This is a genomic window from Bacillus rhizoplanae (genome assembly GCF_917563915.1).
GTDB classification, from domain to species: Bacteria; Bacillota; Bacilli; order Bacillales; family Bacillaceae_G; genus Bacillus_A; species Bacillus_A rhizoplanae.
This window is the reverse complement of sequence record NZ_CAKJTI010000001.1, coordinates 74,948-99,898: the sequence shown is the minus strand read 5'-3', so window position 1 is coordinate 99,898 and position 24,951 is coordinate 74,948. Positions and strand designations below refer to the sequence as shown.

Genomic DNA, 24,951 nt, shown 5'->3' with positions numbered 1-24,951 from the left:
TCGTTGAATTTATCTGGAAGCTTTATCGCAATATTGTGCTATCTAGTCACAGTACTACTTCTATACTTCGTTGGAGATATGACAAATATTGCGATGCTACAGTTTTCAAAAGAAACAGCGCTTCAGTCCGAAATTGGTCAGCATGCTGCTCGCTCCGTTGCACCACTACTATTAGCACTTCCTGTATATATCATTGTTTTATATAAAAGCAAAAAAATATAAAGACTGCCTTTAAAAAAGGGGCAGTCTTTTTTATATTCATATCAGATTTTTGTCCAAACTCTCATTTCCCTCTTTTCATATGTTATAAGGAGAATAACAACATTCTACCTAAAAAACTTATTCTTTTCCTATAAAATAGGAAAAAATCTAAAAAAATTCTTTACTGTGTCCAAGCAAAGCATGTACCTAAAGCATATCTTATTAATGTGAAGGGGGTGAGAATTATGTTCGGATGTTTTGGATTTCACGATGACTGTCATCGACGCGATGACTGTCATCGACGCGATCGCGATCGCGATCACCATCACCACATAAAACACGATGATGATCATAGATCTCGTTTATGCAATGTTCTTAGAAATATTACTGTCGGTACTTTAATTACTCTATTAACAATTAGAGATAATGGTACTTTCACCAACGTTAGATTTGAAGGCTTCTCAAATGGCGTAGCACTTTTCTCAGGAGGTAGTATACCTGGTGGAGGTTTATTACGTGTTTGCCCACATGATGTTGTAGCTATCGTTTTCTAATAGAAGTCATTACCACCAGGAAAGCTGTTGCTTTCCTGGTTTTATTTACCCCGCATTTATGGACAGTAAGAACCCGATTAGTTCGAAACCAATTCGTATCAACTAAAAAATGTTTACTGTATAAAAAAACCTGAGGCCGATTTCATTCAGCTCAGGTTTTTTTCATTAAATGCTTTTTACAAGTTCTACTACTTCTTCAGCAGTTGACATATTTAAAGCTTTTTGTGCTAACTCTTTCATTTGTGCTTTTGAAAGCTTACGAATTTGTGTTCTTGCTGGAAGAATAGATGTTGCACTCATGCTAAACTCATCTAATCCTAATCCAACTAATAACGGAATTGCTAGAGCATCCCCTGCCATCTCACCGCACATACCAGCCCATTTCCCTTCTTTATGAGCTGCATCAATAACCATTTTTACAAGACGTAAAATTGCTGGGTTATATGGTTGGTATAGGTAAGATACGCGTTCATTCATACGATCTGCTGCCATTGTGTATTGAATTAAATCATTTGTTCCAATAGAGAAGAAATCTACTTCTTTTGCAAATTGATCAGCTAACACCGCGGAAGCTGGGATTTCTACCATCATACCAACTTCAATGCTATCAGACACAACTGTACCAGCTTGCACAAGTTTTTCTTTTTCTTCTAATAAAATTGCTTTCGCTTGACGGAATTCATCAAGAGTTGCAATCATCGGGAACATAATTTTTAAATTACCGTATACACTCGCACGAAGTAATGCACGTAATTGTGTACGGAAGATATCTTGTTCTTCTAAGCATAAGCGAATTGCACGGTAGCCTAAGAACGGGTTCATTTCTTTTGGTAAATGTAAGTATGGAAGCTCTTTATCGCCACCAATGTCAAGTGTACGAACAACAACCGGCTGACCTTCTCCTACACCTTCAAGAACAGCTTTGTATGCTTCAAATTGCTCTTCTTCTGTTGGAAGGTTGTCACGGCCCATGTACAAGAATTCTGTACGATATAGACCGACGCCTTCACCGCCGTTGTCAATAATACCTTTTACATCTTTTGGTGTACCGATGTTTGCTACAAGCTCAACGTGATGACCATCTGCCGTAACTGTTGCTTCATTCTTTAATTTTGCCCATTCTGCTTTTTGCTCTTCAAATTGTGCTTTCTTTTCTTCATAAACACGAAGAGTCTCTTCAGATGGGTTTACAATTACTTCTCCATCTAAACCGTCGATGATTACGATGTCACCGTTTTGAATTTGCTCCATAACAACTTTTGTCCCAACAACAGCTGGGATTTCCATTGAACGAGCCATAATTGCAGAGTGAGATGTACGTCCACCAATATCAGTTGTGAAACCTTTTGCATATTTACGATTTAATTGTGCTGTATCAGACGGTGTTAAATCTTCTGCGATGATGATTACTTCTTCGGAGATTGTACTTGGGTTTGAGAAGTTAATTCCAAGTAAGTGTGCAATAACACGCTTTGTCACGTCGCGAATATCCGCTGCACGTTCTTTCATATACTCATTATCCATACTCTCAAACATAGTAATGAACATTGATGCAACTTCATCCATCGCAAATTCAGCGTTTACTTTTTCGTTTTTCACTTTATCTTTTACTGGGTTTACTAGTTCTGGATCATTTAATACTAGTAAATGTGCTTCAAAGATAGCCGCTTTATCAGCTCCAAGCTCAGCAAAAGCATGATTTTTAATTGCCTCTAATTCAGACTTTGATTTCTCAAGCGCAGCTTCTAAGCGTGCGATTTCCGCAGCTTCATCCGTAATCGATTTCTTTGCAATATTAAATTCAGGATTTTCTAGACGGAACGCCTTTGCAATTGCAATACCACTTGACGCGGCGATCCCTTTAATGTTAAGAATCATTATTCTCCTAATCCTTCGTTTTTCATAGTTTCTTCGATAGCTGCTACTGCTTGAGCTGCATCATCACCATTTGCAGTGATTTTGATTTCTGCGCCTTGTTGAATACCTAAAGACATAACACCCATGATTGATTTTAAGTTTACAGTTTTGCCGTTATATTCTAAGTTAATATCAGCACCAAATTTGCTTGCCGTGTTTACAAGTAAAGTTGCTGGACGAGCATGAATTCCTGAGTCGCTAGTTACTTTAAAGATTTTTTCCATAATGATCTATCTCCTTTAAACTACAGTATATTTTAAGTTGTATAGACGTGAGTACTACACTTTCTATTGTATATAATAGGCGATGCTCGGTCAACTACATCGCCTATTATAATTATAAACATTTTGCGTCTAAATTTTACTGAATATCAATAACGTTTGTTTCACCTTTTTGGACATTATCTTGCTTTTTGATTTCAACTTTCTGTCCTTCTTGTAAGTTTGTGAAAACAATTGGCGTAATAATAGAAGGCGCATTTTCTTTTACAAATGCTATATCTACTTTTAATAAAGGCTGGCCTTGCGTTACTTTATCACCTTGAGAAACTAGCGCTTCAAAGCCTTCTCCATTCAATTTCACCGTATCAATACCGAAGTGAATTAAAATTTCTTTTCCGCCTTCTGATTGAATACCGATTGCATGCTTTGTTGGGAATACGTTCACAATTTCGCCATTTACTGGAGAGACTACTGTACCTTCTGTTGGTTCGATTGCAAAGCCATCTCCCATCATTTTTCCAGAAAATACTTGGTCTGGTACTTCTGTAATCGGTAAAATTTTACCTTCGATCGGAATAGCAATCACTTCATTTGTATCCGCTTTTTGTACAGGCTCTTTCACTTTCGCAGGTGCTTCTTTTTCAACATGCACTGCACGACCTGCCATAATATCTTGAATTTGTGATTTTAACGTATCAGATTTTGGTCCGAAAATCGCTTGAATATTGTTACCAACTTCAAGAACACCTGCTGCTCCAAGCTCTTTTAAACGATCTTTATTTACATCTTTTTGATCTTTTACTTGAACGCGTAAACGTGTAATACAAGCATCTAAAGAAGCGATGTTTTCTTTTCCGCCAAACGCTACTAAAATTTCACCTGGAAGCTCGCCTGCTTCTACTTTTCCTGCTCCTTCAACCTCTTCTACTACTTCACGACCTGGTGTTTTTAAATCCCATTTGCGAATTGCAAAACGGAATCCGAAGTAGTAAATCACTGCTAATGCAAGACCAACAATAATTACCCACCACCATGCGGTACGGCCTGGTAAGACACCAAATAACATAAAGTCAATTAAACCACCGGAGAATGTCATCCCGATTTTAACGTTTAAAAGTTGCATAGTCATAAATGATAAACCAGCAAATACTGCATGTATTCCAAATAATACAGGTGCCACGAATAAGAATGAGAACTCAATCGGTTCTGTAATACCTGTTAAGAAAGATGTTAACGCAGCAGACCCTAAAATACCAGCTGCCATTTTTTTGTTTTCCGGACGTGCTTCATGATACATTGCTAATGCTGCTGCTGGAAGACCGAACATCATGAACGGATATTTACCTGTTGTAAATGTACCAGCTGTTAATGTAACACCATCTTTTAATTGTGCCATGAAAATCTTTTGGTCACCGTGAATAATTTCACCCGCCGAATTTGTATATGAACCAAACTCAAACCAGAACGGCGCATAGAAAATATGATGTAGCCCAAACGGAATTAAAGACCGCTCAATCAAACCAAACATAAATGCTGCTAACGTTTTATTTGCATCAATCATTTGATGTGAAAACGTATTTAAAGCACCTTGAATTGGTGGCCAAACAAAGCACATTACAATCCCTAAAAGTACAGAGAATGTTGCTGTTGCAATTGGTACGAAACGTTTACCGGCAAAGAATCCTAAATATGATGGCAATTCGATGTTGTAGTATTTGTTATAGCAATATGCCGCTAATATCCCGACAATAATACCACCAAACACTCCTGTTTGAAGCGTTGGAATGCCTAATACATTTGCATAAGCTGGATCTGTAAAACCAGTTTTAACTGGAACTTTATCACTTACAATTGTAACGAATTTGTCTACTCCTAAGAAGACGCTCATCGTTTTATTCATAATTAAATATCCAACGAAGGCTGCTAATCCAGCTACTCCGTCTCCGTTTGATAACCCGATGGCAACCCCTACTGCGAATAATAATGCAAGGTTTGCGAAAATAATATCACCAGATTGTTCCATAATTTTTGCAACTAGAACAAACCAGTCTGCTTTTAAAGCAGGGATTAAATTTGTTAACTGTGGATTTTGAAATGCATTACCAAATCCAAGTAAAATACCTGCCGCCGGAAGGATAGCAACTGGAAGCATCAATGCTTTTCCGACTTTTTGAAGAACACCAAAAATCTTTTTAAACATTTGGATTCTTCCTCCCTTTCTTTTTTATTTTTACTTTCGGCAAATGCAAAAAGGCATGAGTTAAAAAAAGGTAGAAAATAGCTATCAAGGAGTAGTATGTCCCTTTCAACAGCTACCATTCCAACCTCTTCTTCACTCATGCCTGATCGAATCAGTAACACGTGTCGAATCGTAATGAAATAAGTGCGATATTCAATTCACGCAAACGTTTCCGTTTATCGATGCGCAACATTTGTCGAAAATAATAACTTTCTGTAAGATTATTATACATAAGTCATGTAAGCGATTCAACAACTTTTTTTAACGTTTACATTTTCGACAAAATTAAACAATTTCTACGTTTTTTCTACCTTCACTAAACGCTGTAAGTGCATCGTTAAATAAATCGATTCTGCTTCATACACGGGCAGTTGCAATTCCTTTTGCATTACTTTGACAAGTTTCCACGCCAAATTATAGCACTCTGGAAATTCGGCTTTTAAAAGGTCTGCAAGATGTTGTGATTCTTCCACTTGTTCACCATTTTTCACACGTTCAATCGCGTATTGCAAATGCCGAACAAGACGTAAATAATGAATGCTCTCTTTGTCTAACACGATTTGTAAATTTTCTTCAATTAAAGAGACGAGATGAGCAATCAATCTAGAATTTTGATTAATAGAAGACACTTCAGAGTTTGTAATAGAGCTATAAATATGCAATGCAATAAATCCAATCTCCCCTTCTGGAAGATGAATATTTAAACGAGCGTTAATTAATTCTACAACTTCCTCTGCAATTTTATATTCATTTGGATACAGTACTTTTGTTTCTACTAAAAATGGATTGTCTACTGTAAATCCTTGCTTTAATCGCTTAATCGCAAAAGCAATATGATCTGTTAAAGCAATATGAATATGCTCATTTAACGGTGTATCTACTCGATCTTGAATATAAAACATAAGATCATTCATCAATTCAATTAACTTCTCGCTCACATGCGGAACAAGAAGTTTATATTGTTCACGCTCACGTTCATTTGTTAACACAAACATTTTTTCAATCTGTTCTACTTGTAACATTTCTTTTGCTTTTTTGCCAAACCCAATTCCTTTTCCAATGACAACTACTTCTTCATGTTCTGGATGGGCCGCAATAATAACATTATTATTTAAAACTTTTTTAATTTCGAGACAATTATTCATACAACACCACCCTTGCGCGTAAAAAGGTCTTCTTTCATGTTACAGAACAATCTTATTTTTCGTCAATGTAAAACATCTACCATTTTGAAAATGTCGTTTTTTAGACATGATTGTATGAGATGCGTATAATGTAAAGATAAACGTCTAGTAGAAAGGAGCAGCACCATGATTAAAATGTTCATAAGCGATATTGATGGCACAATGATGCAACACGGAGGTGTAATCGATGAACAAGATATAGATGCACTGCGTAGCCTTGCTGACCAAAATATAATCCTTTGTTTCGCTTCCGGAAGACTTGATAATGAAATTGCCGAGTTAATGGACAAAGTTGACATGAACTTTCATCGTATTAGTGTGAATGGTGTATTTGTATATACACACGAAAATAAACAATTGTTATCAGCAACATTTGATTCTACTATTTTACCAGAGCTGTTGTCTATAACAAATAAAGAACCATTCTTTCGTTATGTAAGTGATGAATATAATTATTATATTGAGGAAAAAACACCGTTTATTCATGAGCTCGAAAAGCAAGTAAAAATGACTTCCGTTGCAGAACCAAATTTGCTCGAAAAAATCGATAAAACAATTTTCCCAAATAAAATTTCAGTTGGGGGTACGAAAGACGATTTAGTTACTCTTCAAAAGCAAATTAATGAAAGTTTTAAAGGGAAAGTAAGCACCTTTATTTCTGCCGAGCAGTGTTTAGATGTTATGCCACCTAACATTAGTAAAGGGTCTGCTATTTCTGTCTTATTAGAGGAATTTAACATTCAGCCTAATGAAATAGCTTGTATTGGTGATTCCTACAATGATATCCCAATGTTTGCTTTAACACCTCATAGCTTTGCGATGGCAGATGCAGATGATGAAGTCAGACAACACGCAACTCATACTGTTCCTTCTGTTAAAGATGCGATTCAATATGTTCTTCAGTATAATAATGAAGTATATAAAAATACGACTCACTCCTTATAAGGATGAGTCGTATTTTTATCCCGCTATTCGCGGGCAATAAAAGCCCGATTGGTGAGAGCTTTCAATCAGTGCAGGATGCCCCCACTGGTGGAAGTTTCACTTTATTTCACTACATAAAACATTATGTTCTACTTATTGCGTGAAATATTTGTAATAAACTTATAACGATCTCCTCTGTAAATACACTTTACGTATTCCAGCGGCAACTCACCTTCTGCATACGACCATTGTCTCATTACAAGCACAGGTGCTTTCTTCGGAATATGAAGATGCGCAGCCTCTTCATCCGTTGCAATAGATGCTTCAATAGATTGCGTAGCACGAACTAGCTTAAAGCCTAGTTTTTTTTCTAGGTGCTCATACAATGATTGCTGCAAAATTTCTTCATTAATATCTTTTACAAGAGATGGTGACAAATACGTTGTCTCAAACGCAATTGGTTCCTCGTCAGCTAAGCGAATACGTCTCACTTCGTAAACTGATTCTCCCTCTTGAATTCTAAGCCTGTCTGCTACTTTAGCAGTAGCCGGAACAAGTTGAAAGCTTAATAGCGCACTACTAGGTTTCATTCCACGAGAGAGCATATCCTCCGTAAATCCAGTCATGCCTTGTAACTTTTGTTCAACTTTCGGAAGTTGTACAAAAGTTCCAATTCCACGCTTTCGATATAAATATCCTTGTTCAACTAAATTATTAATTGCCTGTCTGATTGTCATTCGACTTACTTCAAACTTATCACATAATTCATTTTCAGATGGAATTTTATCTCCCGGCTTCCATTCACCGGCTTCCATTAGTTGCTTCACCCACTCTTGAATCTGATAATAGATCGGAAATGGTGAATACTTGTCGATGTTCATCAGCAATCGCCTCACTGCATAAAGATAGAGCTTCTTGATCTGCGATTACGGTTACATTTGGATGACGTTGTAAAACCGTAGCCGGACAACCTTCGTTTATGTTCCCTTGTAGCATTTCCTTCATCGCTTCTGCTTTTTTCAAGCCAGAAACAACAAGTAAAATTTGTTTCGCTTTCATAATGCTACCAATTCCCATTGTAATTGCATGAGTTGGCACATCTTCTTCTTTTTCGAAGAAACGACGGTTTGCTTGACGGGTAGATTCTGTTAACTCAACAATGTTAGTTGCAGAATCAAATGATGTTCCCGGCTCATTAAATCCGATGTGACCGTTTTCACCGATTCCAAGAATTTGCAAATCAACTGGATTGGCATCAATAATGCTTTCATAACGTTTACATTCCTCTTGTAAATCGCCTGCCATTCCATTTGGTACATAAGTTTCTTTAAATGGAAGATGATCAAACAACTGTTCTTGCATAAAGTAATGATAGCTGTTTTTGTCTTCATGTGGTAAATTTACGTACTCATCTAAGTTTACAGTGGTTACACAGCTTGTATCAAGTTTATTTTTTCTCATTAATGCGTAAATTCCCAATGGAGAGCTTCCTGTAGCCATTCCTAGCACTGGATTTTCTTTTAATTTTACAACTTGTTCAATTAATTTATAACCAGCTTCCGCTAATGCTTCTGGAGTTTTTACAACAACGATATTCATTTATTTCCCCTCTTTCATATGAGCTCCTAATCGAACTGTATCTTGTACATATAAATCTTTAGACATAATAACAAAATCCGCATTTTTTCCTGTTTCTAAAGCACCCTTATTTACTAATCCAAACTCTTCAGCTTGATTAATTGATGTCATAAGAACTGCTTCTTCAACAGAACATCCAGTAAACGCAATCACGTTACGAAACGCTTGATCCATCGTTAAAATGCTGCCTGCTAATGTGCCATCTTCTAATCGCGCACTGCCATTTTTTACAATAACCGGTTGTCCACCAAGTTCATATAATCCATCTGCTAAACCTTTTGCACGCATCGCATCTGTAATGACACTCACTTTTTTAGGTCCTTTTAATTTATATGCCAATTTCACCATATCCGGATGAATATGAATACCATCTGTAATCACTTCAACCATTACATCTGGGTTTAATAACACATGACCAACTACACCCGGCTCACGATGATGCAAACCACGCATTTGATTATAAAGGTGAGTTGCATGTGTAATATTTCTACCTGTTAATTGCTCATCAGTTGCATCTGTATGTCCGATCGTACCGATAACCCCAGTTTCCGCAAGGTGTTGTTCAAATTCACGCGCACCTTCTTCTTCAGGAGCGTATGTTACCAGTTTAATTAAATTTCCGCTTGCTTCTTGCCATTGTTTAAATTGTTCAATATTTGCAGGAACAATGTACTCAAGCGGCTGTGCACCTGCACGTTTTTTTGAAACGTACGGGCCTTCTAAATGAATATATTCAAAATGCGCACCTTTTCCCTTCGCTTCTTTTGCAGCACTTAGAGCCGCTTCAATTGCTTCAGGAGACTGTGTCATTGTTGTTGGAAAAAAAGTTGTAACTCCTTCTTGTAACATCTGTTTGCCGAGAGTTACTAATCCGTCGCTATTTGCATCCATTGCATCAATATTGTATCCACCGTGAATATGAATATCAATCATTCCTGGAATTACAAGATTCCCTTTTATATCATGAATCTCTTCATTTTCTTTTGGTACATACTGAGCCATCAATCCCAGTTCGTGAATTTGATCTGTGTAACGAATAAAACCGTTTTCTAGCACTTCATGACCTGTATAAATTTTGGCATTGATGACAACTTGCGTTTTCATTTCCATCGATCCTTTCCCATATAATACTACTTGTATTATTACCTATTTGCCTATTTTCATCATAATATATACACGAGTAGTTGTCTATACATTATGGGTGAATTTTTAATATAAGAAAAAGGTAATTTCTTTTTCTTCTCTAATTATAATATATAGTATTTTTTATTCAAAAGGAGAGGTTAACAATTTTATGAAAAAGTCAACAATTATTTCATGTATTATCTTTGTAACAGTAGTTCTGATCGGCTCTGGGTCTTATTATATGATGGCGAAAATGAATATATCTAAACAAGTTACATCACCTCCAGAACCTCCAAAGGATGCACAAACTGCAGCTATTTACAAATCAATTCACGAACAGCATGAATTGCTAAACAAGTTGGTCTGTTATGATCAATATAAAAACTGGACCCCTTCCTCTTCTTTATGGACTGAGCATGATGCTGCTTTAAAACAAATTGAAGAACAATTCTTGCAGTACACACCGGCAGTTGAAGGGGCTTTACAAAAAGACTTCCAAAATATTGTTTCTTACACGAAACAAGCCCGTGAAGAAAGAAGAGCAACTACACTTGTAGAAATGCATCGTATTATGCATGATTTAGATATTTTATTGAACGGATATCAAGAAAAGCTTTGGAACGCTACTGTATATAAACGTAATTAACTATATTTGTAATTTCAGCAGCTTATATATCTCAATGCTGAAATGAGATATACATACACTATTTTAACAATGGTAAAGGTAACTGATGCTGAATAACAATACGCTCACCATCTGTCTCAATTTCAACATCATGTTTTACGGTAGTATATACGGCGATGCCATGCCGATATAACCGTTTCATCACACTTCGATGTGGATGACCATACGGATTCTTTTTATCATATGAGATAACAGCAAACTGCGGTGCAACAGCTGTTATAAACTTTTCACTCGTTGACGTATACGAGCCATGATGACCAACTTTTAATACATCTGCATGCATATCATATTGTTTTATCATTTCTTCTTCTGTATGTGTATCTGCATCTCCCATAAATAAAAAATCAGCCTTACCATAACGAATTTTCAATACAATAGACGATTCATTATTTTCTCGTTTCGCTTTCCCATCGTTTAACACTTGAATAGAAATATGAGGGTCCAGAGGGATATATTGCCCTTCTTTTACACTTAAAAACGGCACTCCTCTTTTTTTAATACTTCTTATGTACGTGTGATATGTAAATGAACTATATAGTTTTCCACTATCTAACACAAGTGAAACCGGCATTTGTTCAATAATTGGAATTAATCCCCCGATATGATCCATGTCAGGATGTGTGCTAATGACAACATCTAAACGTTTAATCCCTTTTTTAATTAATGTATCAATAATAGGCTCCCCAGCTTCATACGGTCCACCATCAATTAAAATTGTTTTCCCGTTCGGTAAAGAAATAATTGTTGCATCTCCTTGCCCAACTCTTAAAAAATTTACAGTCATCTTACCTAAATGCGTACGTTGACTTGAAAAGGAAGAAACCGTATGTATAGAAGTATGCTGACGTATAGGGGATGCACTATTTAAAGTTATACATAAAACAGTTGAAAATAGAAAAAGAGCGATACGCACATCTTTCATACACCTTCTCCTTTTTCTATTTAGTATGACGCAGCTTTCATTTCATATACAAAAAAGCTTGGCAAAATGCCAAGCTTTCACTTCGAAATTTCTTGTAAAGAACCAAAGAATAAATCCGCTTCATTCATTCCTTCGCCTTCTTCTGACAGAGCAGGTAATTCATCTAATGTTTGTAATGCAAATGTATCTAAAAATTCTTTTGTTGTGCCGTATAGAATGGGACGGCCTGGTCCTTCTACACGCCCTACTTCTTTAATTAACAAATGAGAAACAAGCGTTTGCAAAGCGCGATCTGTTTTTACACCGCGAATCTCCTCGATTTCCGTTCTCGTAATTGGCTGGCGATAAGCAACAATTGCTAATGTCTCTAATGCTGCTTGCGATAAAGATGTAGCTGTTGGTGCATCCATCAATTTTTGATAATACGAGGCATGTTCTTTTTTCGTTGTAAAACGATACACCTTTGCAAATTGAACAATTTGCAAACCTCGGTGCAATTGCTCATATTCCGTCTGTAGTTCCTCTACAAGCTTTATTACAGCTTTCACTTCTATCTCTAACACTTTTGAGATTTGCTCCGGATAAATCCCTTCATCTCCTGCTACAAACAGCAGCCCTTCTATAACTGCCTTTTGTTCTTGTCTATCCAACGATAAAAGCTCCTTTCTCACATTCTTTGTATCCGTATACGTCATAAAGACCGAACAACAATATATTGCGTTCGGTCAAACAGTACAACTATGGTTTCAATAAAAAGATTTCATCAAAATTATGCTCTTGTTCAATGAAAATTTGCTGATGTTTCATAAGCTCTAAAATTGCTAAAAATGTAACAACAACCATTTCCCGGTCATCATCTGCAAATAAATCATAAAAACTTTGACGACCTCCTGCCATTTCTAACTGTTTTAAAACATCACCCATTCGTTGTTCAATTGGAATTTCTTGCCGAGCAACTGTAGCTGTTACCGGACGCTGTATTTTCTTTCGACGCATTAGCTTTTGAAATGCTGCCAGCATATCATATAGCGTAACATCAATCGGCAGCTTTTCATCATCCTCTTTTTGAAACATCATAAAATCAAGAGGAGGACGTGTATATAGCTGTGCTCGTTCTTGCTCTTTTTCTTTTAATTGGGTAACAACTTGCTTATATTTCTTATACTCAATTAGACGTTCCATTAACTCTTGCCGAGGATCTTCTATAAATTCTTCACTGCTATCCTGTACATCTTCTTCATGCTTTGGAAGCAACATTTTACTTTTAATTTGTAATAGCGTCGCGGCCATAACTAAATATTCACTTGCAACATCAAGCTGTAATTCTTTCATCGCATGGATATATGATAAATATTGTTCTGTGATTTCCGCTACAGGAATGTTATATATATCAATTTCATAACGATTAATTAGATGTAATAACAAATCTAAAGGGCCTTCAAATGCCTCAACTTTAAAATTATATTGCACAAATCATCCCACCACATTTTTTCTGTCACTCCATAAGTATAGAACATACTCATACACTATCCAACCTTTTTCAAAAATTTAATCAAAAATAGACGTATACCTAGGCCACAATGCCTATCCCGTTCATATGATAGCAGTGTAATGAGTACACATTGTAGGAGGTTACAAACTATGGTACATGGAGGTTTCCACGGCGGATTCGCTCTGCTGGTTGTGTTGTTTATTTTATTAATTATTGTCGGCGCAGCTTGTTTTTGCTAACTGACATAAAGCGACTAGAACAACCTCTAGTCGCTTTATATTTATCTCGCACTAACAGGCAGTAAGACTCCCACCTCAAGGTTTAGAGAAAGCGAAGAAGATAGGTGGGGGATAACTGCTGGCATGCGCCCGATTGGTTCAACTAACCATCAATGGGGGGTGAAAAAAACCCCCACTGATGGAAGTTTCACTTTATGATACACTATATATGTACGCTGCTTAGAATAGGAGTGAAAAACATGTATCATGAAGCATACATACAGTTTTTAATTCATTTTCATAGTGATTACGACTACTTTGAATGTCACGAAATTTTAGAAGAACATTGGAAAACAAAACCACGCGGAGAGCGTGAACAACATTGGGTAGGTCTCATTCAAATTGCTGTTGCTTTATATCATCATAGACGTTGTAATTGGAACGGCGCCCAGCGAATGATAAAGAGTGCGCTATTCATTTTGCAAAATGAAAAACAGCACATAGAGGCATTAGATTTAGATTATCCAAAACTATTATTACTCCTTCAGGAACGACTGCACATCATTCAAAACCATGAGTCTTATACAGCACTATTTCTTCCTTTTTCTGATCCGAATCTAGAAGACATATGCATGCAATTATGTAAAAACAAAGGACTTCCTTGGAAAGAGACTTCTTCTACTCCAAGTGCGGATATTATTCATAAACATTCTCACCGCAATCGTGAAGATGTGATTAACGAGCGAAATATACAATTACAAAAAAGAAAGCAGAGATAATATTATCTCTGCTTTTATTAATGCACATTATGTTCAACTTCTTTGCATTTCTCACAAAATCTAGAAGTTTGTTCGTTTCCGCATACCGTAACATTCGGCAGCATTGTTTGTAATTCTTGTACCATTTTTGTTCCAATTCCCACATGACGATGCGAAGGGTTCACACTAATATGCTGAATTTCTAATACACCTTCATCTTGTTTTACCGTCCCAATAATCCCAACAATAGCATCGTCTTCTTTCCATAAATAAAGCTGCCAATTATCATTTTTTTCATAATCCTTCATCGTTGCTTGTAATCGTTTTATATCTTTTTCCATTGGCATAAAAGACAGAAGTCCCATCGCAATTTTTTCATAACTTTTTTTAAAACGAATTAACATGAAATTTATCCCTTCTTACAAAAGTTACAAATCATATATCCCTTCAACCAGCATTTTAAATCTTACATCATATCTATTTTACAATATTTCTAATTAGCTGAGAAGATTTGCCCCAAAAAACAACTTTATAATCATACAAAGAGGGGAAGAGGAAGTCAAATATAGATATTCTATTCATATTATGCCAATAGCATAATATTGTTCGTATCTAGCCTAAATGGCACATAAATTGAAACTTCCATCAATGTTTTTTCATCCCCCACTGATGGAAAACTCTCACCAATCGAGGTATGCTAGCAGTAATCCCCCATCTACCTTCTTTATTTTCTCAGAATCTTGAGGTGGATGTTTATTGCCTGCAAATAACTGAATAAAAGATACGTAAATTCTCCTATATATATCTTTTACTGCTCTTCACTTACAAATTCTTTTTTAAATAAAAAAAGAGAGCATTTTGCTCTCTTTTCACATTTTACTCTTCCCAAACCTTAACTTCTTTCATAACATCGCCTTGACGCATATTTAATACTGTCTCAATACCACTTGTTGCCTTACCGAATACAGTGTGAACACCGTCTAAATGCGGTTGTGGTTCATGTACAATAAAGAACTGGCTTCCTCCAGTATTTCTTCCTGCATGTGCCATAGAAAGTACGCCTACAACGTGTTTATGAGGGTTGCCATCTGTTTCACAAGGAATGGTGTAGCCAGGACCGCCTGCTCCTGTTCCTGTTGGATCGCCACCTTGGCTTACAAAACCAGGAATTACTCTGTGGAAAGTAACCCCATTATAAAAACCTTCATTTGCTAGTTTTTTAAAGTTATCTACTGTTTTTGGTGCTTCTTCTGGGAAAAATTCTAATTCGATCTTTTCACCGTTTTCCATTAATATGTATCCTAAAGTTTTCATGTATAATAAGCTCCTTTCAACAATCTCAGCCTTATATTACCACAATCACTGTAATAAACAAAAATATTATTGCAAAAACCTTGTTAAATTTAGTATGTTACTTCCTCAAGCCAATGCACAGGTTCTTTTTTATTCTGTTCAATAATTTTCATAACCCCTTCTGGATATATTGGCGTTGCTTTCAATTTACTAATTTCTTCCCACTTTAACATAATATCAGAATGCTCTTTATGCCATCTTACTGCCCGCTCACCTTCTTTAACAGTACACCAATACAATAACGTACAATGATGATATTTTTGATTATCTGCCTCAAAAATATGTTCATTTACAGCTGCAAAATGCTCTGCTGTTACTTGTAAATCATATTCTTCCACAAACTCTCTTTCAATTGCCGCTGCAGCACTTTCTCCAAACTCAATCGACCCACCAGGCAAACGATAAAGTGAAACTTCCATCAGTGGGGTTTTCTTCACCCCCACTGATGGTTAGTTGAACCAATCGGGCCCTTACGGGCAGTTATCTCCCACCTATCTTCTTTGCTTTCTCTGAATCTTGAGGTGGGAGTCTTACTGCCCGTTAGTGCGGGATAAAACTCTTCGTTTGTATCACATTGAATAAATATACTTATCCTATCACGATTAAAAATCAACGCTTCCGCCCTCAACAAAGGTCGCACTCTATCTCTTCCTTCCAAATAAATAATATGTTAAAAATATACTTCTCTATTTCAACACCAATACCTTCTTAATAAAGCGAAACCTCTATCAGCAAGGGCTTACTGCACACGAATAACGGAATAAAATCCGACAATCCTGCTGTTTCTTCCAGAAATCATTCTGAAGACGGATGACAAATACAAAAAATATACTATAATTACTTTGTTGCCCGAAAATTTCAGAAAGAGAAAGGGAGCGATTTTTCGTGAAAACGAAACTATTAGCGCTGCTATTAGCTATGATGGTCTTTTTAATTCCAACAGCTTCATACGCAGACGTGATTGAGGGAGAGTCTATTGTTACATTAGGAGAAAATTTAACAGAGCAGCAAAAACAACAGCTTCTTGAAGAAATGAAAGCGCCAAAAGATGCGCAAATTATTACAGTATCAAATGCGGAAGAACATAAATATTTAGATGGAGTTGTACCAAACGCACAAATCGGCACAAAAGCAATTTCTTCTTCTATGATTACGTATACAAAAAAAGGATCTGGTCTTGTTGTACAAGCGCAAAATATTAATTGGGTAACAGATGCAATGTATACAAACGCATTAATTACAGCAGGTGTAAAAGATGCTAATATATACATAACAGCACCATTTAAAGTGTCAGGAACTGCAGCTTTAACAGGTTTAATGAAAGCTTACGAAACAACATCGAAAAAAGAAATTCCAGAAGAAGTAAAAAAAGTTGCAAACGAAGAAATGGTTCAAACCGCAAAACTTGGTGACGAAATCGGGAATGATAAAGCTGTACAACTTGTTGCAAACGTTAAAGAAGAAATAGCAAAAGAGCAACCAAAAACAACTGAAGATTTACGTTCACTCATTAAAAAGGTTGCAGATCAACTTGGAATTACATTAACTGATGAACAACTCAATAATTTAGTAGCACTCTTCGACAAAATGAAAAACCTAAATATCGATTGGGATCAAGTTAGTAACCAATTAAATAAAGCGAAAGACCATGTTTCATCGTTTCTAAGTTCCGACGAAGGTCAGGGCTTTTTAGAAAGTCTAAAAGGTGTATTCTCTAGCTTTATTGACTTTATTAAATCACTATTTAATTAAAAAAAAGCTCGTCATTGACGAGCTTTTTTTATGCTAACAACGGAAGTTTCATAATTGCTTCTTCTACAGAACGAACAACATGATTCGCTTTTCCTTTCACATATGGATGAGCATGATGCAACGTAAAAGAATGCGGCGTCACAGAAAACATTGAGACATCATTAAAGGAATCCCCAATGCACGCTACTTCATGTGCTTCTACTTGTAAATGTTCCATTAAAAGTTGCAGTGCACTTCCTTTACTAATTCCAACTGGCATAATATCCACATATCTCTTTCCCGAAATCACTACTTCTGCTTTACCTTGAAACTTGTTTCGCAGCTCTTCATCTAACATTGTAATTTTTGCTTCTTCTCCATATACAAATAATTTTGCGGGATGAATAGTTTGTCCAAATTCTTCATCTAATGTCTCCACTTCTGCGATTTTCACTTGAATATATTCTTCAAACATACGATGATGCTCATTTTTCTTTTTCGTATATCGATGCTCCTTCGCACATACAATATCCGCCATCTCTTTTTCATGTATATATTTATATATTTCCCGGGCAATCTCACGATTAAAAGTCGATTCGTGGAGCATTTCCCCTTCTTTCGTTAATAAGACCGCACCATTTAATCCTGTTGTATAATAAGGGAAAGCGAATTGCTTCACAGCATCATGAATACGATGAGTAAAACGGCCAGAAGCAAAACAAATATCCGTTCCTTTCTCTGCTAGCCAACATAATGCTTTTTCATCATCTCGACGAATCCGATTCACATTATAAACGAGTGTATCATCTAAATCGCTCACAAATAACTTAATCATGTAATCTCCCCTTCCATACAACATATGTACTTCTAGTGTACAAAAGAAATGTTATGTTTTTGTTAAAAACATATAAATTTATAATAAAAATGAGCAGAAGTTTCCTTCTGCTCATTTTTGTCGTCTTATATTTTGTGGATGAACTATACTTGGACGCATTTTCAAACTAGAAATAGACGGCCGAATGAAAATTTTCATGAATGCTCCCAAATCAAATGGAAGAAATGGCCAAAGGTACGGTGTTTGCAAACTTTTAATCGATGCTAAAAATAAAATTAACAATGTCATTCCAATAACAAATCCTATATCTCGAGATACAGCTGTACATATAATAAGGAATAATTTACCAATTTTATTCCCTAATCCTAATTCATAGCTTGGCGTTGCATATGTTCCAATCATAGAAATAGCAGTATATAAGATCACTTCTGGTACAAATAGACCGACATCAATTGCTACTTGACCAATTAATACAGCTGAAATTAACCCGGCTGCTGATGACAGTGGTGTTGGTGTATGGATAGATGCCATTCGCAAAAATTCCAATCCTACTTCCGCTAAAATAATTTGCAAGGAAATTGGTAAATTTGTCGTTTTATTCGGTCCAATAAACGCAAGTTTTTCTGGCAATAAAGTAGGCTCCAATACAAACGCAAGCCAAAGTGGTAATAAGAACAGTGAAAATAATATTCCGAGAAATCGAGTCCAACGTAAAAACGTTCCGACAGCAGGATTTTGACGAAACTCCTCAGCATGCTGTACATGATGAAAATATGTTGTTGGTGTAATAATTGCACTAGGGGAAGTATCTGTCAATAGTAAAACATGTCCTTCTAGTAAATGATTCGCAGCGACGTCTGGTCTTTCTGTATATCGAATAAGCGGAAAAGGATTGTATCCTTGTTTGACAAGAAACTCCTCAATGGTTTTATCAGCCATCGTTATACCATCGATTTGAATATTTTCTAATTCTTGCTTTATTATTTTCACTAAGTCTGGATTCGCAATATCTTGTACATATGCGATACAAATATCCGTTTGTGACCGCTCGCCTACCCGTATCATCTCATGCCGCAAGCGAGGATCACGAATACGCCGCCGAATAAGAGCTGTATTCACAATAATATTTTCAACAAATCCATCGCGGGCACCTCTAACAACTTTTTCTGTATCCGGCTCTGTCGGAGTTCGTCCTGGATAGCTACGAACATCTATTACAAATGCTTCTGTTTCTCCCTCGACAAAAATAACGATTAAACCTGATAAAACTTGAAATATTACATCTTCCATCGTCTTTATTTTACTTACTTGCTGATGAATGAGACGATTTTCTAGCAGCTTTACGGTATCTTCATACCTTTGTATTTCATTTGTATCAACAGCCTCCTCCAAAATATGTATAATATAGTTCGTATCACACAAACCGTTCACAAACAGAACACCAATTTCTTTATCTAAAATACGAAATTTTCGAATCCCTACATCAAACGTGACACCAAGTCCAACTGTTTGTTTTAAATAATTTTCATTATCGCTTAAAAATGAAGAAATTGGTATACTAGTCTTTTGTTTGTTGGTCATAAAACCCACTCCTTTCTAAAATTACTTGAATTGCTTTTTTTGTAATAGGTGATCCACGCTTCCAGTCATCATTTCCGTACATTTTTCCAATATCTCCAATTCCAACAATAATGGGGACATTTAGTTCATCTAAACAGTAAACGGTATCACCGTTAATCCTTCCTATTTCAACATCCGCTAACCCAAACTTATCAACACCATATTCAGTTAACCGTCCTTCTCGATCGATGCTTACATCAACGCGGGCCCATTCCCAATGATGCGTATTAGAAGCGACAGCTAACACGCCAAGCACGTCAATTTGTTTATTCGTTGCTACATATTTTAGTGCTTTTTCTCCTGAACCTTCTCCAATATATCCACTATCATCAAACATAACAAAAACTGGGTCATGTGGTGTTTGCATGATAAGCTCAACAATCTTTCTCCCTGTTAATTTCGTTGGATTACTTTGTGATGCCGAAATACATCGTCCCCCAAACTCCTTTGTCAGTAACTCGATTGTTCGCTGTGCATATTCATCTCCGTCTGTCACCAAAATAACCCTTCTTCTCATCTTGTTTATCCTTTCGGTTTAAAAATAAGTGCTGCTAAAAATGCAAATAAAATTGCTGCTGTAATTCCAACAGATGTTAACTTAAACATACCCATTCCAATCCCAAGATAACCATGCTTTTCTGCAGCTTCCATCGCACCATGTAATAAAGAATGACCAAAACTTGTAATAGGAACAGTCGCTCCTGCTCCAGCAAACTGAATTAATTTATCATAAATTCCAAATCCATCTAAAATAGCGCCAGCTACTACGAAGATTGCCATAACATGTGCAGGTGTTAATTTTGTAAAATCTAACAGTAGTTGTCCAATAACACAGATCACACCTCCAACTACAAACGCATATATAAATTCCACATATTACACCCCTTTTATTCTTTCAAATACGATACCGTGTGCAATCGTTGGAATCGTTTCTTTTTGTTGAATCATAATCGGATTTAACAAGGCACCTGTTGCTACAACAAAAATCCGTTGTAAATTCCCCTTTCTCATTTCTTTCATTAAATGTCCATATGTCACAACTGCAGAGCAGGCACAGCCACTTCCCCCTGCAAATACTTGCTGGTCGTCTCTATAAATCATTAAACCGCAATCATTATAGACATTACCTATGTCATAGCCTTCATCTAACAAAAGTTGCCGCGTAATTGGTGTTCCGACTGCAGATAAATCACCCGTCACAATTAAGTCATAATCTGCAGCACTTCTTTTTAAATCTTCAAAATGCTGTTGAATTGTATGGGCTGCAGCAGGCGCCATAGCAGATCCCATATCAAACGGATCTGTTATGCCTAAATCTTGAACTTTTCCAATGGTTGCTGATGTTACTTTAATTGAACTTCTTTCACGACTAATTAAAGCTGTACCAGCTCCTGTAACAGTAAACGTCGCTGTAGTTGGTTTTTGCCCTCCGTACTCTGTTGGATAACGAAATTGCCTTTCAGCAGTGGCATTATGACTACTAACTGTTGCTAATACGCGATTTGCAAATCCACCATCAATAAATGCAGCGCCAACAGCTAGAGTCTCCATAGAAGTTGAACATGCTCCAAACATTCCTAGAAATGGAATCGAAAGTTCTCTAGCAACATAATTTGCTGTAACCGTTTGATTTAATAAATCTCCAGCTAAAAAAAAATCTATATCAGATGCTTGCAGTTTTTCTTTTCGCAATACTTGTTGAATTGAATCTCTCATTAATCGTCTTTCTGCTAGCTCCCAATTCTCTTCTCCACAATGCAAATCATCATATGTAATATCAAAACCATCTCCAAGCGGTCCCTCCGCTTCTTCCGGCCCAACAGCCGTTCCTGTCGCATTCACATATACATCGTTTTGAAATACCCACGTTTGTTTCCCAGTTAATCTCATCTGTCTTCTCCTTTACTTACAAAAAGTGAAACTTCCCTTAGTGATTTCCCACCTCACCTATCCTCTTCGTTTTCTCTGAATCTTAAGGTGAGAGATTACTGCCATTAGGGCGAGATAAACAGCTTCCATGTATACCGAATGAGACCTACAACATACGCTCCAACAACACCAAATACAATTACACTTCCAGCAATCTTGAACATATTAGTGGCAATCCCAAGAACAATCCCTTCACTGCGGTGTTCCATTGCTGCACTCACCATTGAATTTGCAAATCCAGTAACCGGGATTGCTGATCCTGCCCCTGCAAATTGTCCAAGTTTATCATATACACCAATCCCCGTTGAAATGGCCGACAATAATATTAATGTTGTGATTGCTGGATTTCCCGCATTTTTCTCCGTAAAATCAAAATAGTGTATATACATCTTCATCAAAGCTTCACCTAATATACAAATAAGCCCTCCCACAACAAAAGCCTTGACGCAATTCATAACATAGTTAGGTTTTGATTGATACTTTTTCACGTTATTTGTATAATCATCTTTCAATTTTCGCGGTGTCATTTACATACCTCCTATTTCACAAAATAAATCCAATGAAATAAAGAACCTACCACCTTACCAAGAACAAGTGCGATAAGAAGAATAACAATTTTCCCATCAACCCCAACACGTTTTGCCAATATCGGAAGTACATTCAGCACTTCTGTTAAGGCAGCGGCAAGCATTCCAATAAATGTGCCACATAACAATCCAAGGAGCAAAAGCCAATACGGTGAAGCCACCAATGTGATATCGCGTAAACTGCACCATGCGCCGCTTAATGCACCGCTCACAACAGCCCATTCATAATATTGAACACGATGACCACTTTTCGTTAACTGAGCAAGCCTTGGAATCACACCTAATACAGTTAAAAATGCAACGTATCCTCCTCCAACAGCAATTCCACCAGCAAATCCAATAAAGATTACCCCGATATATTCAATCATTTGGGATTTTCTTTATCATTTCTTTATTTTCATTCATCATCACATATTGATCGAGAGATTGCTGGTATTGGAACATTTCAACTTCTAATGGGCTCGGCTCCTCATTAATGCGTTTTTGAAAAACATGATTAAAAAAAAGAATCATTCCAAGTCCAAGTCCTAACGAATATGGGACTTGAAATAAAAGTGGCTTTTTATTGTTTTCTCCTGTAATCATGTAATACAAGCGTTGATGTACTTGCTGCATACTAACGTCTTCATGAAAATAAATAATTGCAAGGGCAGCTCCCACAAATAGTAATAGCCAAACCATTCCAAAAAAAAATGGATTTACTCGTTTTTTCTCATATACGATTTCAACAATAGTTTGTGCTGAACCAAGCAAATTAATTTGTAAGCTGCTAGAATACTGTTGAATGCGCTGAATGACTTTCATCACATCAATTACCACATGCGTTTTATCTTTCTTTGTAATTTTGTATACAGCCTGTCGTTTTATTTCGTCTACAATATCTGAATCTCCAACTACTTGTGCAACATCACCAACTTTAATCTCATAAGTAGGCGACACTTGCAGGCGACTTCTCATCTTTACATATATCGTTTGCTCCACTCCAATCACCTCTTAACTATTCCTCGTAATTGTAGTATGGATATTGGAAAATTTTCTAATACAACTTTTTTTGAAATAAAAAAACGAATAGACTATTCGCCTATTCGGTCCTTCATTTGCTTTAATATTTTCTTTTCTAGCCGTGACACTTGTACTTGCGAAATTCCTAAACGCTCCGCTACTTCCGATTGCGTTTGATCTTTATAATACCGTAAATACACAATCAGTCGTTCACGTTCATCTAATTCACGAATCGCTTCTTTTAAAGCAATCTTATCAAACCACTTCGTTTCAGAACGATCCGCAATTTGATCTAAAATGGTAATAGGATCACCATCATTTTCATACACCGTTTCATGTATGGATGATGGAGTACGGCTTGCTTCTTGCGCCATTACAACTTCTTCTGGTGTTAACTCTAGCGCCTCTGCTATTTCAGTAACTGTCGGTGCACGGCCATACTCTTTTGATAATTCATCTTTCATTTTGCGAATTTTATTTCCAGTTTCCTTTAAAGAACGACTTACTTTCACTGTCCCATCATCACGTAAGAAACGTTGAATTTCTCCAATAATCATTGGAACTGCATATGTTGAAAACTTTACATCAAAAGATAAATCAAATTTGTCGACAGATTTTAGCAAACCAATACAACCAATTTGAAACAAGTCTTCCGGCTCATAACCACGATTTAAAAAACGTTGTACAACCGACCAAACAAGTCTCATATTATTTTGTATAATTAAATCTCTCGCTCCTTGATCACCATCTTGACTTCTTTGAATTAATTCTTTTAACTCGCGATCCTTTAACTGCCCTTTTCCTTTTTCACTTCTGACCTCTATGTCCATAGGCAATTCTCCTTAATTGCATAGAGCGTTACTTTTTGATAGATGCTTCGTCAAATGGATCGTTGTCCCGAAAGATTCATTAGAAATAACCTCTACTTCGTCCATAAAATTTTCCATAATGGTAAATCCCATTCCGGAACGCTCTAATTCGGGTTTTGTTGTAAAAAGGGGTTGCCTTGCTTCATCTAAATCTAGAATTCCAATCCCTTCATCACGAATCGTTAACTTTACCATGTCATCTTCCAAAATAACCGTAATATACACAATACCATCTGCATGCCCTTCATACCCATGAATAATAGCATTCGTTACCGCCTCAGACACAACTGTTTTCACTTCAGTTAACTCTTCCATCGTCGGATCGAGCTGTGCAATAAAAGCCGCAACTGTAACCCGAGCAAACGATTCATTTTGACTTAATGCTGAAAATTGAAGGTTCATTTCATTTCTCATCTACGCCACCCCCAATGTCGCGAGCGCATGCGCTTCATTTTCTTCTAAACGAATAATTTTAAATAGCCCTGACATCTCAAACAAGCGCTTTACAGCAGGAGAAATTGCACATACAACCATTTCGCCGCCTAAGCTTTTGACATGTTTATATCTTCCTAACACAACACCAAGACCAGAACTATCCATAAATGCTAATTGCTCTAAGTTTAAAATAATATGATGAACATGATGCGTCTCAATCATATCAGTGACTTTCGCTCGCAACTCTTCGGCAGTATGATGATCCAGTTCGCCTGCTAAACGAACACATAAGACGTCACGCTTTACTTCTAAATGAATGGAAAGACTCACTCTATTTCCTCCTTACATTCAAAATTCGCGTATACACGCAAAACATATAAGAAGTTTTTCTCTAATATAGATGTAGAATCCTTCTACCTGACAAAAGAAGTACTATTTCGTCATAAAATGAACCTTCTAGCAACATCTCTTACCATTGAGATAACAACAAATTCAACAAAAGAGAAAGCGGC

Annotated in this window: 31 protein-coding genes; 7 read left to right on the top strand and 24 right to left on the bottom strand. The window is 36.6% G+C overall.

Going from position 1 to position 24,951, the window contains the following annotated elements; translation table 11 throughout:
- Nucleotides 1-3: 3 nt before the first annotated feature.
- Nucleotides 4-222: a hypothetical protein gene (locus LRP84_RS00565; protein WP_230573296.1), complete on the top strand. Its 219-nt coding sequence runs from the start codon at nt 4-6 to the stop codon at nt 220-222.
- Nucleotides 223-446: 224 nt separating this feature from the next.
- Nucleotides 447-755, top strand: coding sequence for a DUF3915 family protein (locus LRP84_RS00560; RefSeq protein ID WP_230573295.1), 309 nt, complete (start codon nt 447-449; stop codon nt 753-755).
- A 165-nt stretch (nt 756-920) separates the two neighbouring features.
- On the opposite strand, the gene ptsP is transcribed toward LRP84_RS00560, so the two are convergent.
- The 4 genes from ptsP to glcT all read right to left on the bottom strand — a co-directional run bounded on the left by ptsP (nt 921) and on the right by glcT (nt 6,277).
- Complete coding sequence (gene ptsP / locus LRP84_RS00555; RefSeq protein ID WP_230573294.1) at nt 921-2,633, bottom strand: phosphoenolpyruvate--protein phosphotransferase; 1,713 nt, start codon at nt 2,631-2,633, stop codon at nt 921-923.
- Nucleotides 2,633-2,896: a phosphocarrier protein HPr gene (ptsH, locus tag LRP84_RS00550; RefSeq protein WP_020059386.1), complete on the bottom strand. Its 264-nt coding sequence runs from the start codon at nt 2,894-2,896 to the stop codon at nt 2,633-2,635. The genes ptsP and ptsH overlap by 1 nt, the downstream gene beginning before the upstream one ends.
- A 136-nt stretch (nt 2,897-3,032) precedes the next feature.
- Entirely contained in the window at nt 3,033-5,093 is a 2,061-nt protein-coding gene (gene ptsG, locus LRP84_RS00545; protein ID WP_230573293.1) for a glucose-specific PTS transporter subunit IIBC, read from the bottom strand.
- Nucleotides 5,094-5,428: 335 nt separating this feature from the next.
- Nucleotides 5,429-6,277, bottom strand: a complete 849-nt coding sequence (gene glcT, locus LRP84_RS00540) for a glucose PTS transporter transcription antiterminator GlcT (protein WP_230573292.1) — start codon at nt 6,275-6,277, stop codon at nt 5,429-5,431.
- A 165-nt stretch (nt 6,278-6,442) separates the two neighbouring features.
- Between glcT and LRP84_RS00535 the strand changes: the two genes are divergently transcribed.
- On the top strand, nt 6,443-7,261 hold the full coding sequence (locus LRP84_RS00535; RefSeq protein WP_230573291.1) for an HAD family hydrolase: 819 nt from the start codon (nt 6,443-6,445) through the stop codon (nt 7,259-7,261).
- 128 nt (nt 7,262-7,389) lie between these two features.
- Here LRP84_RS00535 and phnF read toward each other — a convergent pair whose 3' ends face one another.
- From phnF to nagA, 3 genes are read right to left on the bottom strand one after another with little or no spacing between them, the layout of a single operon-like run.
- On the bottom strand, nt 7,390-8,121 hold the full coding sequence (gene phnF / locus LRP84_RS00530; protein WP_335379601.1) for a phosphonate metabolism transcriptional regulator PhnF: 732 nt from the start codon (nt 8,119-8,121) through the stop codon (nt 7,390-7,392).
- Nucleotides 8,042-8,839 carry a glucosamine-6-phosphate deaminase gene (locus LRP84_RS00525; protein WP_230573289.1) on the bottom strand — a complete coding sequence of 266 codons (798 nt, stop codon included), beginning with the start codon at nt 8,837-8,839 and terminating at the stop codon, nt 8,042-8,044. The genes phnF and LRP84_RS00525 overlap by 80 nt, the downstream gene beginning before the upstream one ends.
- On the bottom strand, nt 8,840-9,982 hold the full coding sequence (nagA, locus tag LRP84_RS00520; protein ID WP_230573561.1) for an N-acetylglucosamine-6-phosphate deacetylase: 1,143 nt from the start codon (nt 9,980-9,982) through the stop codon (nt 8,840-8,842).
- Nucleotides 9,983-10,172: 190 nt separating this feature from the next.
- Between nagA and LRP84_RS00515 the strand changes: the two genes are divergently transcribed.
- Nucleotides 10,173-10,649: a hypothetical protein gene (locus LRP84_RS00515; protein ID WP_230573288.1), complete on the top strand. Its 477-nt coding sequence runs from the start codon at nt 10,173-10,175 to the stop codon at nt 10,647-10,649.
- Between the two features lie 58 nt (nt 10,650-10,707).
- On the opposite strand, the gene LRP84_RS00510 is transcribed toward LRP84_RS00515, so the two are convergent.
- From LRP84_RS00510 to LRP84_RS00500, 3 genes are all read right to left on the bottom strand, one after another.
- Nucleotides 10,708-11,610: a ComEC/Rec2 family competence protein gene (locus tag LRP84_RS00510; RefSeq protein ID WP_230573287.1), complete on the bottom strand. Its 903-nt coding sequence runs from the start codon at nt 11,608-11,610 to the stop codon at nt 10,708-10,710.
- A 77-nt stretch (nt 11,611-11,687) separates the two neighbouring features.
- Nucleotides 11,688-12,260, bottom strand: a complete 573-nt coding sequence (scpB, locus tag LRP84_RS00505) for an SMC-Scp complex subunit ScpB (protein WP_230573286.1) — start codon at nt 12,258-12,260, stop codon at nt 11,688-11,690.
- Nucleotides 12,261-12,348: 88 nt separating this feature from the next.
- On the bottom strand, nt 12,349-13,080 hold the full coding sequence (locus tag LRP84_RS00500) for a segregation/condensation protein A (RefSeq protein WP_230573285.1): 732 nt from the start codon (nt 13,078-13,080) through the stop codon (nt 12,349-12,351).
- A 171-nt stretch (nt 13,081-13,251) separates the two neighbouring features.
- On the opposite strand from LRP84_RS00500, the gene LRP84_RS00495 reads away from it, so the two are divergent.
- Both LRP84_RS00495 and LRP84_RS00490 read left to right on the top strand, forming a co-directional pair.
- Entirely contained in the window at nt 13,252-13,341 is a 90-nt protein-coding gene (locus tag LRP84_RS00495; protein WP_230573284.1) for a YjcZ family sporulation protein, read from the top strand.
- A 239-nt stretch (nt 13,342-13,580) separates the two neighbouring features.
- Nucleotides 13,581-14,099 carry a DUF309 domain-containing protein gene (locus LRP84_RS00490; protein ID WP_230573283.1) on the top strand — a complete coding sequence of 173 codons (519 nt, stop codon included), beginning with the start codon at nt 13,581-13,583 and terminating at the stop codon, nt 14,097-14,099.
- 17 nt (nt 14,100-14,116) lie between these two features.
- Here the strand turns inward: LRP84_RS00490 and LRP84_RS00485 are convergent, their stop codons facing one another.
- The 3 genes from LRP84_RS00485 to LRP84_RS00475 form a co-directional block, all read right to left on the bottom strand.
- Nucleotides 14,117-14,482: a GNAT family N-acetyltransferase gene (locus LRP84_RS00485; protein WP_098310495.1), complete on the bottom strand. Its 366-nt coding sequence runs from the start codon at nt 14,480-14,482 to the stop codon at nt 14,117-14,119.
- A 472-nt stretch (nt 14,483-14,954) separates the two neighbouring features.
- Nucleotides 14,955-15,392 (bottom strand): peptidylprolyl isomerase, encoded by a 438-nt coding sequence (locus LRP84_RS00480; RefSeq protein WP_230573282.1) that lies wholly within the window; start codon nt 15,390-15,392, stop codon nt 14,955-14,957.
- 89 nt (nt 15,393-15,481) lie between these two features.
- On the bottom strand, nt 15,482-15,850 hold the full coding sequence (locus LRP84_RS00475) for an NUDIX domain-containing protein (protein ID WP_230573281.1): 369 nt from the start codon (nt 15,848-15,850) through the stop codon (nt 15,482-15,484).
- Nucleotides 15,851-16,316: 466 nt separating this feature from the next.
- Here LRP84_RS00475 and LRP84_RS00470 point away from each other — a divergent pair, with 466 nt between their 5' ends.
- Complete coding sequence (locus LRP84_RS00470; protein WP_230573280.1) at nt 16,317-17,183, top strand: DUF1002 domain-containing protein; 867 nt, start codon at nt 16,317-16,319, stop codon at nt 17,181-17,183.
- Between the two features lie 28 nt (nt 17,184-17,211).
- On the opposite strand, the gene LRP84_RS00465 is transcribed toward LRP84_RS00470, so the two are convergent.
- The 11 genes from LRP84_RS00465 to spoIIAA form a co-directional block, all read right to left on the bottom strand.
- Nucleotides 17,212-17,997, bottom strand: a complete 786-nt coding sequence (locus tag LRP84_RS00465) for a Cof-type HAD-IIB family hydrolase (RefSeq protein ID WP_230573279.1) — start codon at nt 17,995-17,997, stop codon at nt 17,212-17,214.
- A 111-nt stretch (nt 17,998-18,108) separates the two neighbouring features.
- Nucleotides 18,109-19,578, bottom strand: a complete 1,470-nt coding sequence (locus LRP84_RS00460) for a spore germination protein (RefSeq protein ID WP_230573278.1) — start codon at nt 19,576-19,578, stop codon at nt 18,109-18,111.
- Nucleotides 19,556-20,134: a stage V sporulation protein SpoVABEA gene (gene spoVAEA, locus LRP84_RS00455; protein ID WP_230573277.1), complete on the bottom strand. Its 579-nt coding sequence runs from the start codon at nt 20,132-20,134 to the stop codon at nt 19,556-19,558. Before spoVAEA ends, LRP84_RS00460 begins: the two co-directional genes overlap by 23 nt.
- A gap of 5 nt (nt 20,135-20,139) precedes the next feature.
- Nucleotides 20,140-20,490 carry a stage V sporulation protein AE gene (gene spoVAE, locus LRP84_RS00450; protein WP_230573276.1) on the bottom strand — a complete coding sequence of 117 codons (351 nt, stop codon included), beginning with the start codon at nt 20,488-20,490 and terminating at the stop codon, nt 20,140-20,142.
- 3 nt (nt 20,491-20,493) lie between these two features.
- Nucleotides 20,494-21,507, bottom strand: a complete 1,014-nt coding sequence (gene spoVAD, locus LRP84_RS00445; protein ID WP_230573275.1) for a stage V sporulation protein AD — start codon at nt 21,505-21,507, stop codon at nt 20,494-20,496.
- Nucleotides 21,508-21,611: 104 nt separating this feature from the next.
- Nucleotides 21,612-22,073, bottom strand: a complete 462-nt coding sequence (spoVAC, locus tag LRP84_RS00440; protein ID WP_098310695.1) for a stage V sporulation protein AC — start codon at nt 22,071-22,073, stop codon at nt 21,612-21,614.
- A gap of 11 nt (nt 22,074-22,084) precedes the next feature.
- Nucleotides 22,085-22,501, bottom strand: coding sequence for a stage V sporulation protein AB (locus LRP84_RS00435; RefSeq protein ID WP_098310694.1), 417 nt, complete (start codon nt 22,499-22,501; stop codon nt 22,085-22,087).
- Entirely contained in the window at nt 22,494-23,114 is a 621-nt protein-coding gene (locus LRP84_RS00430) for a stage V sporulation protein AA (protein ID WP_230573274.1), read from the bottom strand. The genes LRP84_RS00435 and LRP84_RS00430 overlap by 8 nt, the downstream gene beginning before the upstream one ends.
- 92 nt (nt 23,115-23,206) lie before the next feature.
- Nucleotides 23,207-23,965: an RNA polymerase sporulation sigma factor SigF gene (gene sigF, locus LRP84_RS00425; protein ID WP_230573273.1), complete on the bottom strand. Its 759-nt coding sequence runs from the start codon at nt 23,963-23,965 to the stop codon at nt 23,207-23,209.
- 12 nt (nt 23,966-23,977) lie between these two features.
- Nucleotides 23,978-24,418, bottom strand: a complete 441-nt coding sequence (spoIIAB, locus tag LRP84_RS00420) for an anti-sigma F factor (RefSeq protein ID WP_230573272.1) — start codon at nt 24,416-24,418, stop codon at nt 23,978-23,980.
- Nucleotides 24,419-24,769, bottom strand: a complete 351-nt coding sequence (gene spoIIAA / locus LRP84_RS00415) for an anti-sigma F factor antagonist (RefSeq protein WP_098914605.1) — start codon at nt 24,767-24,769, stop codon at nt 24,419-24,421.
- Between the last annotated feature and the right edge of the window lie 182 nt (nt 24,770-24,951).